The sequence below is a fragment of the Microbulbifer mixtoriginis (SeqCode) genome, assembly GCF_052466765.1.
The window spans coordinates 2,117,816-2,133,869 of the sequence record NZ_CP174289.1; the positions used below are offsets into that span (position 1 = coordinate 2,117,816).

Sequence of the window (16,054 nt, forward strand, 5' to 3'; positions counted from 1 at the left end):
TAGTGATGCGGCGGACAGTACAATCCCCGCCGCCAGAGGACACATAGATGCAGCCAGAAAACGATTACCCCATCTTCCTGGGCTCCGAAATCGAACAACCCAAGCCCGAGGACGCCTTCTTTCATATCATCCCCATCCCCTATGAGGAGACTGTTTCCTACGGAGGCGGCACTGGCAAGGGCCCGGCCTCCATTCTCGAGGCCTCCTGGCAGCTGGAAACTTTCGACAACTTCTCCTCACCCTGCGAGCTAGGTATCTACACCCGCCCGCCTGTCTCGGTCTCCGACGCTGCAGAGCAGGTAATGGACAATATCGCCGCAGCAACTCAAGAAGTGTTGGCACTGGGTAAGATGCCAGTGGGCATCGGCGGCGAACACTCGGTGACCTGGGGCATTATCAAAGGCCTGCTGGATGCCGGTGAAACCGACTTCGGTGTGGTTCAGATCGACGCCCATGCCGACCTGCGCGACCGCTATGAAGGCCACAAGCACAGTCACGCCAGCGTGATGCGCCTGGTGGTAGAGGCCGGCGTGCCCTTGTTCCAGTTGGGGATTCGCGCCTACTGCGAAGAAGAGATGCAGGCGCGCAAGGATTACAACGTCGGCTATCTGGACGCCCATCAGCTAGTGCCCAACAACGTGCAGGAATTCCAGCTGCCGGAAAACTTCCCCAAGAAAGTTTTCTTTACTCTGGATGTAGATGGCATGGACCCTTCGGTGTTTCCCTCTACCGGCACTCCAGTACCCGGCGGTCTGGGCTGGTACCAGACCCTCAACCTGTTCGAATCCGTGGCGCGTCAACGCCAGATTATCGGTTTTGACGTACTGGAATTCGCGCCGATTGACGGCTTCCACGCCTATGATTTCGCCGCTGCCCAGCTGATGTACAAACTGATGGGGATTATTCAGCGCAACCGCTGAGGCAGCCTCGCTTTCCAGCACTTTGACAATTCTTAACCAATTAACCTGTCATTGCTGTCAGATTAAGGGTTAGTATGTCGATGTGAGTAATCACTTCGCTGGAGAGATCGTGAATAAGCTGAATATCGTTCTTGGCGCCAGTGCCTTCATTGCACTGGCGGCTTTTGCCTTTAGTCCATCTGCAGACGCCCGTGGCTACGATCGCTGGGGCGACCACCACCATCACCGAGGTGGTGGCTACTATCGCGGCCCCCATGTTTCTGTTGGGTTTATCGCACCCGTATTGCCCAGAGGCCATGTTCGTGTTGCCGTAGGCGGGCGCCCCTATTATTACCAAGGCGGACACTTCTATCGCCATGGCCCAAGGGGCTATGTCGTCGTTAGTGCACCGCTGGGCGCTTCAGTGGTAACACTGCCAAGCAGAGCCGTGCCGGTGCAAGTGGGCGGCGTAACCTACTACCAATACGCCGATGCCTATTACCAGTGGATGCCAGCTTCCCGTACTTATGTGGTTGTGGCGCCTCCCGCACCGGTGGCGGTTGTTCCAGCTCCGGTACCAGTGGTTACGGTTCCAGCACCAGTCGCTGCAACTCCGGCGCCTGCACAAGCTCCAACTGTGGCACCGGCAACAGTCCCCGCAACACCGGACCCAGGCCCAGAAGGCTTCCAGCCTGGTCAGGTGGTGGAGACGCTGCCCAAAGGCTACGCGGCTGAAGTGATCAATGGCATTCAGTACTACCGCTATGGCGGCAACTACTTTATGCCGACCCAGCGCGATGGCCAGGAAGTCTATGTGGTGGTCAAGCTGTAAGCGCCGCCGCACTTTCCAGCCCGTGAAAGCGGGCGAACTGACCCAAGGCCCGGTGAAAGCTCGCCTCCAGCGAGACACCGGGCTTTTCCAACCAATGCAGAGTCTCGATACGCAGTGCTCCCGCATCCCGATCGGCCTTCAAGTCCACCAACCCTACAAAACGATCGCCGTATAAAATCGGCAGACAGAAGTAGCCATAGCGGCGCTTGGCTGCAGGGACATAGCACTCCAACTGGTAATCAAATTCAAATAGCCGGCTCAGGCGCTTGCGCTGTAGTATCAGTGGATCGAAAGGCGATAACAGTCGCACCTTGCGCGCTGGCCGCGCCGGACTCTGCTCCAGCTGCTCTGTCAGCATCAACTCTTTGCCATGAGAAGTCAGCTCACCAGTGGCAAGCATATTTTCGATGGCCCGCTGAATCAGGGGCTTGTCTTCGCGACGTAGATAGGCGACTTCCTCAGGGCGGCCAATGCCCTGGCAGCCAAGAAAAGTGCGTACCAGGTGGCAGCCGTATTCCAGTTCGGTAGCGGCGCTGATCGGCGTATTTGTCGGCAATACCCGCCCTGGGAGATCAAAGACCTTTTGAAAACCCACTCGGTGGCTGACCATCAGCTCACCCTCGTGAAACAACTGCTCCAGCGCTTTCTTTTCATCGGACCATTCCCACCAACCGCTTTTGGTGCGTACGAAATCACTGGCCCGCAATGGTCCCTCAGCGCCTACCCGATCCAGCACATAGCGGCACAGTTTGGCATTCTTCTCATACCAGTGGCGCTGCCCAGCGCGGATACGATCCATACGCACCCGAGCATAGGGGTAGTGCTCCATCGACATATAGGCGGCGGCGTGGGACCAGTATTCGAAAATTTCGCGGCGCTGTTCTGCTTCGGCTAAGTCTGGCTCACGGTAACGGGGCAAACGGTTGTACAGCTGGTGGTGGTGTGCACGGGTAATGCGCTGAATGGCATCCAGTTGCAGCGCGCCGAGATGCGCTACTAAGGCGGGGAGCCCCTCCTTCCAGGGGCTGTAGATAAACTGACGCTCCAGCACCAGTGCGCGGACCTGTTGCTCTGACAGCATGGTGTCACCCTCCTTGTATTTGCTGAGCAGCAGTTACCAGCCAGGTTTCAGAGACTGGCACCTAGCGATCTACTCGCCCTGATAATATTCCGGTGCCAGGTTATCGAAGCGCGTATATTTACCGATAAATGCCGCGCGACAGGTGCCTATCTCACCGTTACGCTGTTTGCCAATAATCAGCTCTGCCAGCCCCTTGTCTGGGCTGTCCTCGTTGTAGTACTCATCGCGATAGATAAACAAAATCACGTCGGCATCCTGCTCGATCGCCCCGGATTCCCGCAGGTCCGAGTTCATCGGCCGCTTATTGGGGCGCTGCTCCACACCGCGGTTGAGCTGCGACAGGGCGACTACCGGGCAGTCGTACTCTTTCGCCAATGCCTTGAGAGAGCGCGAGATTTCGGAAATTTCCTGGGTGCGGCCCTCAGTAGAGCCCTTCACCTGCATCAGCTGCAGGTAGTCCACCATAATCATCGCCGGTAGGCTCTTGGCCTCGGCATCCTCGCGACTCATACGCGGATTTTCGCGCATCAACTTATTGGTGTGATCGCGCACGGTGCGCTTAGTGCGCGCGCGCACCTCACTGGGGCTGAGCGCAGGCGTATCGTCGATATACAGGGCTTTGCCCTTCATTTTTTGTACGGCGCTGGAGAGTTTGGGCCAATCCTCTTCCTGCAGCTTGCCGTTGCGGATACGACCCTGGTCGATACGACCGATTGAAGACAACATCCGCATTACCAGGCTGTCAGACGGCATTTCCATACTGAAGACCAGGGTCGGGCGCTCCTGGCTGAGCATGGCGCTCTCAATAAAATTCAGTGCCAAAGCGGTTTTGCCCATGGAAGGACGCGCGGCGAGGATTACCAGCTCGCCCGGCTGCCAGCCGGAGGTGCGCTGATCCAATTCGGTCAGGCCGGTACTGAGGCCGGTGATATCGCCTTCAGTTTTAAACAGCTCATCGATGCGCTCGACGGTTTTCTTCAGCAGGCTATCCACACCGACGAAACCGCCCTCTTTGGCGCGTCCCTCGGCAATTTCCGCCACACGGCGCTCAGCCATCTGCAGCAGATCGGCGGAGGCCAGGCCACCGGGATTGAAACTGGTGCGGCTGATTTCACCGGCGGCGGCAATCAGCTGGCGCAACATGGAGCGCTCGCGCACTATCTTGGCATAGGCGACAATATTCGCCGCGGAGGGAGTGTTCTCGGCCAGTTCCGCCAGATAGGCCGGACCGCCCACCTCGCCGAGGAGGTCGCGACTGGCGAGGCCTTCGGCGAGAGTAACGATATCCAGCGGCTGCTCACCATTGCTCAGCTCGCCCATTACCGCGAAGATCTTGCGGTGGCTGGCGGTAAAGAAGTCCTCTTCACTCAGCTGCTCGGCAACCGCATCGATGCGGCCCGGATCCAACATCAGGCCCCCCAGCACCGATTGTTCCGCCTCTACCGAATGCGGCAGCGGTGAACTCTCTTCACTGTGGATTTCTTCTTCGGGGGTAACGTATTCGTCGATCATGGGGCTTTACTGGATACCAGAAACAAAACAGGCGCTGACCCGGTAGGGTGCAGCGCCCGATTGTAGCGCGGCTGGCGCCTGTGGCACCAACTGCTTGTCGGCAAAACCTTACTCGGCTTCGATAACGACTTTAACTACAGCAGTCACGTCGGAGTGCAGCTGTACGTCTACTTCGTACTCGCCCACTTCGCGCAGAGCGCCTTCCGGCAGCTTCACTTCAGCCTTGGCTACTTCAACACCGCCAGCAGTGATTGCGTCTGCAATATCGCGAGTGCCGATAGAGCCGAACAGTTTGCCTTCGTCGCCAGCGTTGGCAGCGATGGTTACAGCCAGGTCGGCCAGCTTGGTAGCGCGGCTCTCAGCTTCTGCCATTTTGGCAGCTGCAGCGGCTTCCAGTTCAGCGCGCTTGGCTTCGAACTCAGCAACATTGGCTGCGGTAGCCGGAATTGCCTTACCAGTCGGCAGCAGGAAGTTGCGGCCGAAACCGGCTTTAACTTCAACGCGATCACCCACGTTGCCCAGTTTGCCTACTTTATCGAGCAGAATAACTTCCATCTCGGTTTCCTCAATTTCTGTATTGTGCAGAGCGCGCCTACTTTGCGGAGCGCCCGCGAATATCTATCCAGCTATCTACCAGAGCCAAACCACACAGGAATCCAGCCAGGGGCAAGCCACCAATCACCAGCATCACGTACATCGCCACCAGGGGACCAATCCCCCAACCGCGACTGGCGACCAGCCAGTGAATCAGGGCGATACCTGCAACCACCATGGGGAAGGCGATCACCGCGCCCCAGAAGGCGTAACCTGGGGTCACCAGGCTCACCACCCACAGCAGCATACTCAGTGCCGCCAGCCATACCGGCATACGCAACTGGTGAAACTCCTGGCGGAAACCGCCGGGGTTGTACAGCAGCGCCTGCCAGTAGCGCCCCAGAACCAAAGCCAGTGTGGCGCTCATCGCCGATATCAGGCTCAGATATCCAGTAATCTGCAACTCGCCTGAGAACACCTGCTTCAGTTCTTCCATCGGAACCGTATTGGGCTGCTCTGCCGCTCTTTCGAGCGCTTGCATAAAGCCCTGGAGCAAACCGCCGCTGAAGGCAGAAGTGAGCAAAATACCCACCGCCGAGGCCGCTGTTACAGTGAACAGTGGGGCGACCCATGAACGGCTACTGCGCAGTGCCACGGCGCCGCAGAACACTGCGGCAAAGTGGCCGGCGGAAATACCGGTCACCAGTGGTGGTACATGACCGCTCATGCCCATAACAACGATCGGCAACAGTGCCCAGGCCAAAACCATCAGGCCTTCACTGCTGCCGCGGCGCAAACTCACTAGAGCGAGGATTGCCGGGCTTATCAGCGGTATCCCCACCATAGTGAGGATCACCGCCCGCACGCGCCCGCGCATAATAAACTCAGCTACGGCGCGCATAGTTAGATAGCTTCTCTATTAATGAGTCTAAGCAAACTGCGGCTTAGGCTTCGTGGCTGTCCGTGTACGGCAGCAGGGCCAGGTAACGCGCGCGCTTGACCGCAGAGGCCAGCTGACGCTGATACTTGGCTTTGGTACCGGTGATACGGCTTGGAACAATCTTGCCAGTCTCAGAGATGTAGGCTTTCAGGGTATCGAGATCTTTGTAGTCGATACGCTTAACACCTTCGGCGGTGAAACGGCAGAACTTGCGACGACGGAAAAAACGTGCCATCTGATAATCCCCTTACTCTTCGCTTTCAGCGTTATCGGAAGAAGCTTCTGCGGCGTCAGAAGAGGACTGCTCTTCTTCAGCGCGCTCGCGACGCTCGGTGCGCTCTGCACGGGCAGCTTTGCGCTCACGGCTTTCTTTTTCCGCTTTCATGATCGGGCTCTCGTCGGTGATCGCCTCGTCTTCACGGATTACCAGATTACGGATAACCGCATCGTTGTAACGGAAGTTGGTGGTCAGCTCTTCCAGAGCTTCTTCGGTGCACTCAACATTCATCAGAATGTAGTGGGCTTTGTGGATCTTGTTGATCGGGTAAGCCAGACGGCGACGGCCCCAGTCTTCCAGACGGTGTACTTCACCGCCAGTGTCCTTGATGGCAGCGGTATAACGCTCCACCATGCCGGGTACCTGCTCACTCTGGTCCGGGTGAACCAGGAATACAATTTCGTAATGACGCATTTTAGCTCCTTACGGGTTAATCAGCCTTCCGGACAGTCCGGTAAGGCAAGGAGTACAACGGGCGCGGATAGACCGAGCCCATTGCGGGCGGCGTATTCTAGGCAGTTGCGGGATTGCTTGCAAGTTGATCAATTATTTGAGGGCAGTGTCCCCTCCAGCTCAGGGACAAATGAACTAATTATTCCAACTGCTCCCTCAGAGGCCACCCGCTCCATCATGGGCCTTAGTCCGGCGAAACCCTGTCTTTGTGTAGATTCAGCCACTGAACTGCGCGTTCTGGTCATGGGTTTGTGGCGGCGAGCTGGCATATAGTGCCTCCCTCTGTAGGGAGAAGTACCATGCCCCAAGAAACGCACAACCTTAGTTTTGGCGCCTTCCAGGTGCCCGTCACCACCGTTCGCAACGGCGAAGGCCCACTAGTCCTGGTGATTCCCGCCATGGGCGTTCCCGCCAATCGCTACCATCTTTTGTTGAAGGAATTACAGCGACTCGGCTACAGCACCGCCATCACCGAGCTGCCGGGAACCGGCGAAAGCCTGCCGAGACCCAACCGCAATGCCGACTACGGCTACGATGACCTGGTATTTGCCTTTATCCCGCAACTACTGGCACTGCTGGAAGAGTCCTTCCCCGCAGGCCCGGCCCTGATTCTCGGCCACAGTATCGGCGGCCAAACCAGTACTCTCGCAGCCCGTGCCGGCCTGACCGGCAATGCCAGGGTTGTCACCATCGCCTCCGGCCATGTAGACCACCGCAGCTGGAGCGGGCTGCACAGGTACGCCATTTTACTTTTTGCCTCAATAGTGAGTGTCACCTCGAGTCTGCTCGGCTATTTCCCTGGCGCACGCATGGGTTTTGGCTGGCGTGAAGCGCGCAAACTGATGAAAGACTGGGCCCGCTCTATTTTCAGTGGGCGCTTCGCTCCAGAAAAACGCTTTGGAAAACACAAGCCCAACAGCCAACCCACTCTTCATATCGCCCTGGCCGGCGATCCCTTTGCACCAGTAAAGGCTGCGCGCAAGCTCGCTGCTATCGTAGATGGCGAGACCCGTGAGATGGCCGCCACCTATCCGAAAGGCAACCCGCACCTAAGCTGGATCAAAAATCCACGCCCGATTATCGCCGAAGTGGACAGCTGGTTGACTCAACACCAAGCAGGCTCTTACTGAGGAAATACAGGTCTTGGCGCCATCCAAAGTGTGGCGCCGAGGCAGCTGAACTCTTCAGGTATTCAACCCCCAGCTTTTCTACTCCTGCTTATTTTCCAGCACAGCAATACCCCCACACACAGTAACACCTTCCCTATTCACTTCCGTTTTTGGCCAGAAGTTAGAAAAGGCTCGAAGTAATTTTCTACCCCAGTTACTCGATCAATAAGTCGTCGCATGGGGAAATTTAATGGCCATTAATTACTTCGAACAATTCAACGCTTTGCATGAAGGCAGCCAACTCTTAGTCCTTCCAAATATCTGGGATGCCGCTAGCGCACAGCTCTGCCAAGCAGCCGGCGCTCCCGCCTTAGCTACCAGTAGCGCCGCTGTGGCTTGGTCACTGGGTTATGCCGATGGCAGCAACATGCCAATATCGGAACACCTGAGCGCAGTTAAGCGCATTTTGCGGGTTTCCCGCGTCCCGATATCCATTGATATTGAGGATGGCTACAGCTCTGATCCCAGGCAAGTCGCCGAGCTAGTTAAAACTTTATGTGATCTTGGCATAGTCGGTATCAATATCGAAGATGGCAGGGAAAGCCCACAACTACTGCGTGAAAAAATTCTGGCTATTCGCTCCACGTTAAAGGCGCGACCCTTTTTTATTAATGCGCGAACCGATATTTACCTAAACAGTACGGAGAACAGCCAGGATTCACTGAAACAGGTGATGCAAAGGTTGTCCGATTACCGGGAGGCCGGTGCCAACGGAGGATTTATTCCTGGTTTAACCTCCCTGGCGGACGCACAAAAGCTAACACAAGAAATCAATATGCCACTCAATTTAATGCTGCTAGCCGGTATGGAAGAGCCCGCCCATTTCTGGAGAGCCGGAATTCGTAGGCTAAGCTGGGGACCTGCTTTATTTCAATCGAGTTATGCGCTTTATAGCAACATGGCCAATAAGTTATTCCAAGGAAAACATCCAAAACAAATCTTTGAACACAGTCTGGACTATAACTATCTAAATAACCTGGGCGCCAATATCCAATAAAAAAGATCAATAATCTCGAAAAGGAATAACTTAAACTTCTCAATACTCATTATAAATTTACAGATGCGCTTGGGGGAGCCATCCTTGCCCCCAAGCGATTTAATAGTTCAGCTATCAAAAACTATAACCAACCCCTAAACTATATTCACTTTTGTCGTAAGTATAGAATTCCCGATTCTCCTCATTTTCAATATATTGGTACTTCCCATTGATATGGAGATTAGGGGTAATACGAAGCTTTGCTCCCAACCAGGATCTCATTCGATCGGACTCCCTAAAATAGAGATCCACATCGCCTTGGCTATCGGTAATACGATTGCTTTCGTTATAGAGGCTACTGCGATACTCCACCCCTGTGGATATATTCCACCTTGGTGAAGGTATCCAAACCAGGGTGCCTCCAAGAGTATGACGAGCAGGTGAGTAGCTATAGTAATCCCCCTCTGCTTTCTCCTGCCCTTCACGATCGTTGTAATCGAATCGATAAAACAACTTCGCCTCGGTCGAAAATAGTGAGCGCTGCCAACTCAAGTCAAAGTACTGACGCCAGCCATCCAAATAAGCATATTCATCGCCACCAAAGTAGTAACCTGGGCTATAGGAAAAAACTATTCTGGAGCGACCCCAATTCCCCGAAACTTTACCCAACAGCCGTGCTTGCTGTGTGACAGGCTCCCCCCCCAAGGTCACCATTTCGACGGCAAATCCCATCTCCGCAGTCCAACCAAACAGTCGGCGATCATGGGATAATGCCGCCCTGGCACTGGCTAGATCGAGATTGTCATACTCCTTGTATTTACGCCCAAATCCGTAACCTTGCACCCGCCAGCCATTTCCATTAGTTCCCTTGAGGCGGTATTGACCCCAAGCAAACAACTCGGCGTAATTGTCATCCCCAATCGAGGCTTCTTCCAGTAGCTCATTTTGCAACGCATAGGCGTTGTCATCATTGCCCACCGTTAGGCTGACAGTGGCCAGCCAGGGTTTTTCACGCTCGCCGCGGTGATCCTCTGCCAATAAGCGCAGACGGCGCGCAGCCATGTCTCGCAGCTTTTCTGTAGCCGCCCCTGCTCGCACAATACGGTAATGTTTAAGTGCAACCAATTCTCGATCACTTCGCTCTGCGGCAATGGCCAAGTTATAACGGGCCAAGTCCTTCCAGCGGGCATTATTCAGGAGGCCGAGAAAATATATCGTGGCCTCCGAATAACGCTCTAGTTTCATCAAGGTAACGCCAATGTTATACCTGAGCTTTGCAGAGTTATTGCCAGATTCACGCTCAATTTCAAAGTACTTAAGCGCCCTACGGTATTTTCCCTGCTTGAAAGCCTCCGTAGCCTCACTGAAGAACTCTGCAGCTATTGATACTGGTGATATCAACACCAACAGCGTAATTAGCACTATTCCGATTCGCCCATTTCGCACTGTGGATTACCTCTAAACATTCCCTGTCATAAATTTTGCAATGCCAATTAATTAGGCATCTGGCCCGTCGGGTAAATTGTCCTGAGCCTGCTCAAACATTCCATCAAGCTCCATAGAAATCTGGTCGCGAATATCCGCAGGTAGACTAGAAAGAATATCCTGCATCACTTGCTCGATAACGCCTTGTATATCTGCACCGTTCATCGCACTCTTAACGGCCTCTTCGATACTTTCCCTGGCTACTTCAGCGGTGCGCAGAGCTTCCTCCCTGGCCGCTTCTGCTGAGAGACGCGCATTGGCAATCAACTCCTGGTGGCGTGTGAGGGCCTCACGCATCCTTGCTTCAATTTCCTCACTATGTTCAGCGCCCTGCCCAGTAGCCGCTACTGCTTCCATTACCGCCGCGATGGTTTCCTCAGCCACCTCCTGCATATCCGGCGGAAGCTCTATGTTGTTCACCACATCTTGCGCATCCTGCCCCTCCTCAACCACAGTGAGAGTGACATCCAGGTCTTCTGGTGCCTCCTGCGCCAATAAAGGGCCGCTATACATAACTGCTGCAGCGACACCCGCCGCCAATAATCCCTGTTTCCACATCGCTTGGTTACCTCTAGGTTGTGACAAAAATTGCTATCGAACCCTACATTGCGGCCGGCTTCACAAGTGCGTTAATCGTTGACGCAGTCGCTTGCTCACCCCACCGTATTCCACTTCGATCAATATCTCCCCCGTGCTATTTTCACCGAGGATTTTCACCGGCAACGACAAGCGATTACTTCCTGCAGCAATATCCGTTTGCCATTGCAACACCTGACTGCTCGCATAACCATCAAGTTGCATATTTTCCGGTAAGACGACCCTGATTAGTGCCCCCGGCATCCGGCGACTGCTGTGCAGTAAAAGGTGCACTGGCCGCCTGATAGTGCCTTCGACATCTTGCTGCGTATAACCAGCCCCAACATCCATCGGGGTATCTTTTAAGAATGTCAGTATCACTCCCAATGTCACGACCACGAAGAAACCCGCAGCTACAGCCAACTGTCCCACTCGCCGGTATTCGTCAAAAAATAATTTTGATAAAGAAGGCGATTGACTGCTTTCCTGCCCGGTGAAGACAGACTTTAAGATACGCTCTTCCAAGTCATCGCCAGGGTTCTCAACCGGCAGGGCGCGGAGCTGGTGACGTAACAACATCTCACTGGAAAAATCTTCAGAGTCATATTTCAGCATTGGCTTTTCCTCTGATTACTAACACGGATGACCCTCGCTAATAGTTCCCTCATTGAGCAATTTTTTTAATTTTTTATGGGCACGATGTAGGCGTGATTTCACCGTGCCCACACTTATGCCCAAAATATCTGCCACCTCTAGTAGGGAGTACCCCTCTACATCGTGCAGCAATACCGTATCGCGCCAGTTGACCTCTAGTTTCGATAGCGCCTGCAGTAAAATGCGCTGCATTTCCACCTGAGAAGAAAGTCCCTTCTCTGGCGTGCCGCTTGCCACCGTCTCCCAATCAACCTCTTCATCAATGGGGGAGCTTCGGCGTCGGCGGTAGAGATCCACATAGCGGTGATAGAGCACCTTGATTAACCAGGGACCTAAGCGCTGAATTTTTTCCAGTGCTACAGATCGCGTCAGCAGGCTTGCCAAAACATCCTGTACCAGGTCCTCAGCCTCCTCGCGATTCCCTGTCCAGCGAAAGGCCATACGATAAAGTTGGCGAATATGTGGATGTATCAACTCAGCAAAACGAGCATTACTCGATCGTCGTCGCAGTAATTTTTGGGGCCAGGCGTACAAACCGCTACTCCCGGAGATCAAAGGAAAGTTACCCGCAAATTTTTCACCCGCGGTATGAAATAGAAAACTGCACAGTAAAATTGCTGTGTGACAGTGGAAAAAATCTAGCAGTGAATAGTGGAAATAGAGGGGAAAAAGAGGTTTGCGTGTGAAGCGCTACGCCGAGATGCTGCAAGTCCCGGTATCAGTAATCACCAGGACTTACAGATCAAAAAAAAGGAATAAATCAGGCGCTGCGCTGGCGCACCGCTTCAAATAGACAAACACCGGTGGCAACAGACACATTCAGGCTGCTGACTTCACCGGCCATAGGAATTTTAATTAAATGATCACAGTACTCCCGGGTTAATCGGCGCAGGCCACTGCCTTCGGCACCCATCACTAAAGCCATAGGACCCGTCAACTGAGACTGGTAGACATCCTGAGTAGCCTCTCCTGCCGCACCAAAAATCCACACTCCAGCCTGCTGTAACTGCTGTAGGGTACGCGCGAGGTTGGTCACCGTAACAAAGGGTAAAACCTCAGCCGCACCACAGGCCACCTTGCGGGCTGTCGGGGTCAAACCTGCGGATTTATCCTTGGGCGCAATCACCGCGTGCACACCGGCAGCCTCCGCTGAGCGCAAGCAGGCACCCAAATTATGGGGATCGGTCACGCCATCCAGGACCAAGAGAAATGGCGCCTCACCTTTCTGGTCCAGCTTTTCGAGCATGCCAAACAGAAATTTCTCATCCAGAACCTGGGTTTTACTCGCACAAAGAGCGATTACCCCCTGGTGATTAGCGCCCTCTTCCACCTTATCATCCAAAGTGCGACGGTCAACAAAACGCAGTGCGATATCATTTTTTTCCGCCTGCTGAATAATTTTTTGTAAGCGCTGGTCTTTGCGCCCACGCAATAGCATCAACTCCTGTACATTTTGTGGGGAACCCTTTAACAAAGCCTGCACCGCGTGCAGGCCATATACCAATTCTTGGCTCAACTTATGCCTCGATCACTTTTTCTTTTTACTGGTAGAAGAAGCTTTCTTCTTCTTTTTAACTTTGCCGCTACGCGTTTTGGCCTTTTCTGCTTTCTGTGCAGCCTTGCGCGCAGCTACCGCTGGGCGTTTGCCGCCTTTGCGCGTGGGAGTGCGCTTGCTTCCGCGACGCTTTGCCGGCGCCTCAGTTTTTTGCTTGTCGGTATCCTCGCTTGATTTTTTCTTGCTCGTACTGGGCTTATCCTCCGTCAGCTCTCCCACAGGGACCGCCTCTTTGGAGCCGACCTTACGTTTGCGAATAGGCGCTACTTCCGCTGAGGTTTCTGCGCGCTTTCCCCAGGGGCTGGCATGTAATTTACGGCTGCTGTCTTTTTTCTGCTTGCTGCGCCGCTCCCGCTCCAATTGATGCTCTACAGCCATTTCCATCGCGCGGGCACTGACCTTAGTCGTTTCTTTCTTAGCACGGGAGGCCTTTTGACGCGGCACCAATTCCTCGAGAATAAAGTCTACTTTGCGCTCTTCAAGATCGACCCGCGCCACCTGAACGCTAACTGAGTCACCTAGATGGTAGCGTTTGCCACTGCGTTCGCCGATTAAACGCTGGTGCGCCTGCTCAAAGCGGTAATAATCTTTTGGCAGCGCGGTCACGTGGATCAACCCCTCAACAAAAAGATCATTGAGCTCGACAAATAAGCCGAACCCCGTTACCGCACTAATTACGCCGGAATAAACTTCACCCACATGATCCTGCAAATATTCGCACTTGAGCCAGCTAACTACATCGCGGGTAGCATCATCTGCACGGCGTTCAGTCATGGAACACTGTTCGCCGAGCTGTAACATCGCCGGCATATCGTAGGGCAGTATCTGCTGTCGATCGATGGGCCTGGCACCCGGCACGCTGTATACCTTCTGCACCACTGCCGCTTCATTGGCACTACCATTGCGAATTAGCCAGCGCAGAGCACGGTGCAACAGCAAATCGGGATAGCGGCGAATGGGTGAGGTGAAATGGGCATAGGCGCGATAATCCAAGCCAAAGTGGCCGCGATTTTCCGGTTGATAGACCGCCTGATTCATGGAACGCAGTAACATCACTTGAATTATATGGGCATCCGCACGGCCCTCGACCTGCTCCAGTAACGCCTGAAAATCCGCAGGCTGTGGCTCCGAGCCACCGGGCAGTCGCAATCCCAGCTCACCGAGGTACTCGCGCAAGTTGCTGAGTTTTTCTTCTTTCGGGGCATCGTGCACACGATAGAGAGCCGGTAATTCCGACAGCTCCATTAAATCCGCCGCACAGACATTGGCCGCCAACATGCACTCTTCGATCAGTTTGTGCGCATCGTTGCGCGTAACCGGCACTATGCGCTCAATCTTGCGTTCGCTGTCAAACAGAATACGGGTTTCGGTGGTTTCAAAATCTATCGCCCCACGCCGATCGCGGGCACTGCGCAACGCCAGGTACAAATCGTGCAAATTATCCAGATGTGGAACCAGTGCGGCAAACTGCTTACGCAGACCACTATCGCGATTGTCCCGCTCTTCTAATACCTGCCCTACCTGGGTATAAGTCAGACGCGAATGACTGCGCATCAAACCTTCAAAGAAACGGTAATCGGTAATTTCACCGCTGCGATCAATGTGCATCTCGCACACCATACACAAGCGGTCTACCTCCGGATTTAATGAGCAGAGCCCATTAGACAATTTCTCCGGCAGCATAGGCACGACAAAGTCGGGAAAATAAACCGAGTTGCCACGGCTGTGAGCCTCCTCATCGAGCACCGAGCCGGGGCGCACATAGTGAGACACATCGGCAATGGCTACCAGCAGCTTCCAACTGTTGTCAGGCAAAAGCTCACAGTAAACTGCATCATCAAAATCGCGGGCATCCTCACCATCAATAGTGACCAGGGGTAATTGGCGCAAGTCAACCCGCGCTTTTTTATCCTCTTCCCGCACTTCATCGGCAATGGCATCCACTTCCGCCTGTAAGGCCGCGGGCCAGATATGGGGGATGCCATAGTTGCGAATCGCGACATCGATTTCCATGCCCGGTGCCAAATGGTCGCCGAGCACTTCCAGCACTTCCCCCTGGGGTACGCGGTCACGCCCAGGTTGTGTGACAATTTTTACCACGACATATTGGCCGTGTTCGGCACCGGCAGCATCTTCTGCCGCTACCATCACATCGAGGTTCACGCGGGGGTTATCGGGCCGCACAAAGCAGATGCCATTTTCCCGGTAAAGGCGCCCAGCCAGCTGTTCGGTATTGTGCTTGATTACCCGAACCACGGCACCTTCACGCTTGCCGCGAAAGCCGCCGGGAGTCTCCCGCACCAGTACCTCATCGCCATCAAAGACTTTGCGCATTTGTCGATGGGACAAAAATAAATCGCCGTCACCATCCGTTGGCACAACGAAACCAAAACCGTCGCGGTGGCCAATCACGCGGCCACGAACCAGGCTCATTTTGTCCAGTACACCAAAATCACCGGAGCGATTGCTGGCAATCTGGCCATCTCGGGACATGGCGATTAGGCGCCGGCGCACCCCTTCACGCCGGTCCTCATCTTCTAATTCAAGAAGGTCGGCAACAAACTCCCAGGGCACCGGTTCCGCCTGCTGCTCCAAAAGTTGCAGCAAATATTCTCGGCTGGGGATAGGCTTTTCATATTTTTCCGCCTCTCGCTGGGCATGAGGGTCAGCGTTGAGGGGGCCTGAAGTATTTTTGTGTGTCAAAACAGCATCCGTTGTTGAGATAACCGCCCATTGAGGCGGCTTCCGGAGGTTATCCGGTCAAAGGCAGGCGGCGGAGGTAGAGAGTTTTTGTTCAATGTTTCGCCGCTGTTGAACGCATTATAAGCGATTTCAGCACATTTCCAGACCTTTGGGTAAAATGTTGAAATAAGCGCTAAGAAACCGTTGACACTCCCCCTGCAGATCTCTATAGTTCGCGTCCTCAACGGAGCACACGTTGATTTGCCCAGGTGGCGGAATTGGTAGACGCGCTAGCTTCAGGTGCTAGTGACCTAACGGTCGTGGAGGTTCAAGTCCTCTCCTGGGCACCAATTCCAAAAAGGCTGACTCGAAAGAGTCGGCCTTTTTTCGTTGTGGCCTATGTAAATCTTACCCACGAAAAGTCCCTGA

16 protein-coding genes and 1 tRNA gene are annotated in these 16,054 nt (G+C 54.2%); 5 read left to right on the plus strand and 12 right to left on the minus strand.

Annotated elements, in window-relative coordinates; all coding sequences use genetic code 11:
- The first annotated feature begins 47 nt into the window (after positions 1 to 47).
- Positions 48 to 920 (plus strand): agmatinase, encoded by an 873-nt coding sequence (speB, locus tag ACJJIV_RS09430; protein WP_444891520.1) that lies wholly within the window; start codon positions 48 to 50, stop codon positions 918 to 920.
- Positions 921 to 1,029: 109 nt separating this feature from the next.
- Complete coding sequence (locus tag ACJJIV_RS09435; RefSeq protein ID WP_444891521.1) at positions 1,030 to 1,731, plus strand: DUF6515 family protein; 702 nt, start codon at positions 1,030 to 1,032, stop codon at positions 1,729 to 1,731.
- On the opposite strand, the gene ACJJIV_RS09440 is transcribed toward ACJJIV_RS09435, so the two are convergent.
- From ACJJIV_RS09440 to rpsF, 6 genes are all read right to left on the minus strand, one after another.
- A complete protein-coding gene (locus ACJJIV_RS09440) occupies positions 1,721 to 2,812 on the minus strand; it encodes a winged helix-turn-helix domain-containing protein (RefSeq protein ID WP_444891522.1) in 1,092 nt (363 codons plus the stop codon). The genes ACJJIV_RS09435 and ACJJIV_RS09440 overlap by 11 nt on opposite strands.
- A gap of 69 nt (positions 2,813 to 2,881) precedes the next feature.
- Positions 2,882 to 4,324, minus strand: coding sequence for a replicative DNA helicase (gene dnaB / locus ACJJIV_RS09445; protein WP_444891523.1), 1,443 nt, complete (start codon positions 4,322 to 4,324; stop codon positions 2,882 to 2,884).
- A 108-nt stretch (positions 4,325 to 4,432) separates the two neighbouring features.
- Positions 4,433 to 4,879, minus strand: a complete 447-nt coding sequence (rplI, locus tag ACJJIV_RS09450; protein WP_444883547.1) for a 50S ribosomal protein L9 — start codon at positions 4,877 to 4,879, stop codon at positions 4,433 to 4,435.
- A 37-nt stretch (positions 4,880 to 4,916) separates the two neighbouring features.
- Positions 4,917 to 5,759 carry a hypothetical protein gene (locus ACJJIV_RS09455; RefSeq protein ID WP_444891524.1) on the minus strand — a complete coding sequence of 281 codons (843 nt, stop codon included), beginning with the start codon at positions 5,757 to 5,759 and terminating at the stop codon, positions 4,917 to 4,919.
- A gap of 43 nt (positions 5,760 to 5,802) precedes the next feature.
- Positions 5,803 to 6,033, minus strand: coding sequence for a 30S ribosomal protein S18 (rpsR, locus tag ACJJIV_RS09460; protein WP_108731487.1), 231 nt, complete (start codon positions 6,031 to 6,033; stop codon positions 5,803 to 5,805).
- A gap of 12 nt (positions 6,034 to 6,045) precedes the next feature.
- Positions 6,046 to 6,489, minus strand: a complete 444-nt coding sequence (rpsF, locus tag ACJJIV_RS09465; protein ID WP_252084250.1) for a 30S ribosomal protein S6 — start codon at positions 6,487 to 6,489, stop codon at positions 6,046 to 6,048.
- Positions 6,490 to 6,827: 338 nt separating this feature from the next.
- On the opposite strand from rpsF, the gene ACJJIV_RS09470 reads away from it, so the two are divergent.
- Positions 6,828 to 7,658, plus strand: coding sequence for an alpha/beta fold hydrolase (locus ACJJIV_RS09470; protein ID WP_444891525.1), 831 nt, complete (start codon positions 6,828 to 6,830; stop codon positions 7,656 to 7,658).
- Positions 7,659 to 7,887: 229 nt separating this feature from the next.
- The gene (locus ACJJIV_RS09475) at positions 7,888 to 8,694 is read left to right on the plus strand and encodes an isocitrate lyase/PEP mutase family protein (RefSeq protein WP_444891526.1); all 807 of its coding nucleotides are present in this window, start codon (positions 7,888 to 7,890) and stop codon (positions 8,692 to 8,694) included.
- Positions 8,695 to 8,808: 114 nt separating this feature from the next.
- Here ACJJIV_RS09475 and ACJJIV_RS09480 read toward each other — a convergent pair whose 3' ends face one another.
- The 6 genes from ACJJIV_RS09480 to rnr form a co-directional block, all read right to left on the minus strand.
- Complete coding sequence (locus ACJJIV_RS09480; protein WP_444891527.1) at positions 8,809 to 10,119, minus strand: tetratricopeptide repeat protein; 1,311 nt, start codon at positions 10,117 to 10,119, stop codon at positions 8,809 to 8,811.
- A gap of 51 nt (positions 10,120 to 10,170) precedes the next feature.
- On the minus strand, positions 10,171 to 10,716 hold the full coding sequence (locus tag ACJJIV_RS09485) for a hypothetical protein (protein WP_444891528.1): 546 nt from the start codon (positions 10,714 to 10,716) through the stop codon (positions 10,171 to 10,173).
- A 60-nt stretch (positions 10,717 to 10,776) separates the two neighbouring features.
- Positions 10,777 to 11,349 carry a hypothetical protein gene (locus ACJJIV_RS09490; protein WP_444891529.1) on the minus strand — a complete coding sequence of 191 codons (573 nt, stop codon included), beginning with the start codon at positions 11,347 to 11,349 and terminating at the stop codon, positions 10,777 to 10,779.
- A gap of 18 nt (positions 11,350 to 11,367) precedes the next feature.
- Entirely contained in the window at positions 11,368 to 11,922 is a 555-nt protein-coding gene (locus tag ACJJIV_RS09495; RefSeq protein WP_444891530.1) for an RNA polymerase sigma factor, read from the minus strand.
- Positions 11,923 to 12,148: 226 nt separating this feature from the next.
- The gene (gene rlmB, locus ACJJIV_RS09500; RefSeq protein WP_444891531.1) at positions 12,149 to 12,904 is read right to left on the minus strand and encodes a 23S rRNA (guanosine(2251)-2'-O)-methyltransferase RlmB; all 756 of its coding nucleotides are present in this window, start codon (positions 12,902 to 12,904) and stop codon (positions 12,149 to 12,151) included.
- A 12-nt stretch (positions 12,905 to 12,916) separates the two neighbouring features.
- On the minus strand, positions 12,917 to 15,646 hold the full coding sequence (gene rnr, locus ACJJIV_RS09505) for a ribonuclease R (RefSeq protein WP_444891532.1): 2,730 nt from the start codon (positions 15,644 to 15,646) through the stop codon (positions 12,917 to 12,919).
- Positions 15,647 to 15,888: 242 nt separating this feature from the next.
- On the opposite strand from rnr, the gene ACJJIV_RS09510 reads away from it, so the two are divergent.
- Positions 15,889 to 15,975 (plus strand) — tRNA-Leu (locus ACJJIV_RS09510).
- The last annotated feature ends 79 nt before the right edge of the window (positions 15,976 to 16,054 follow it).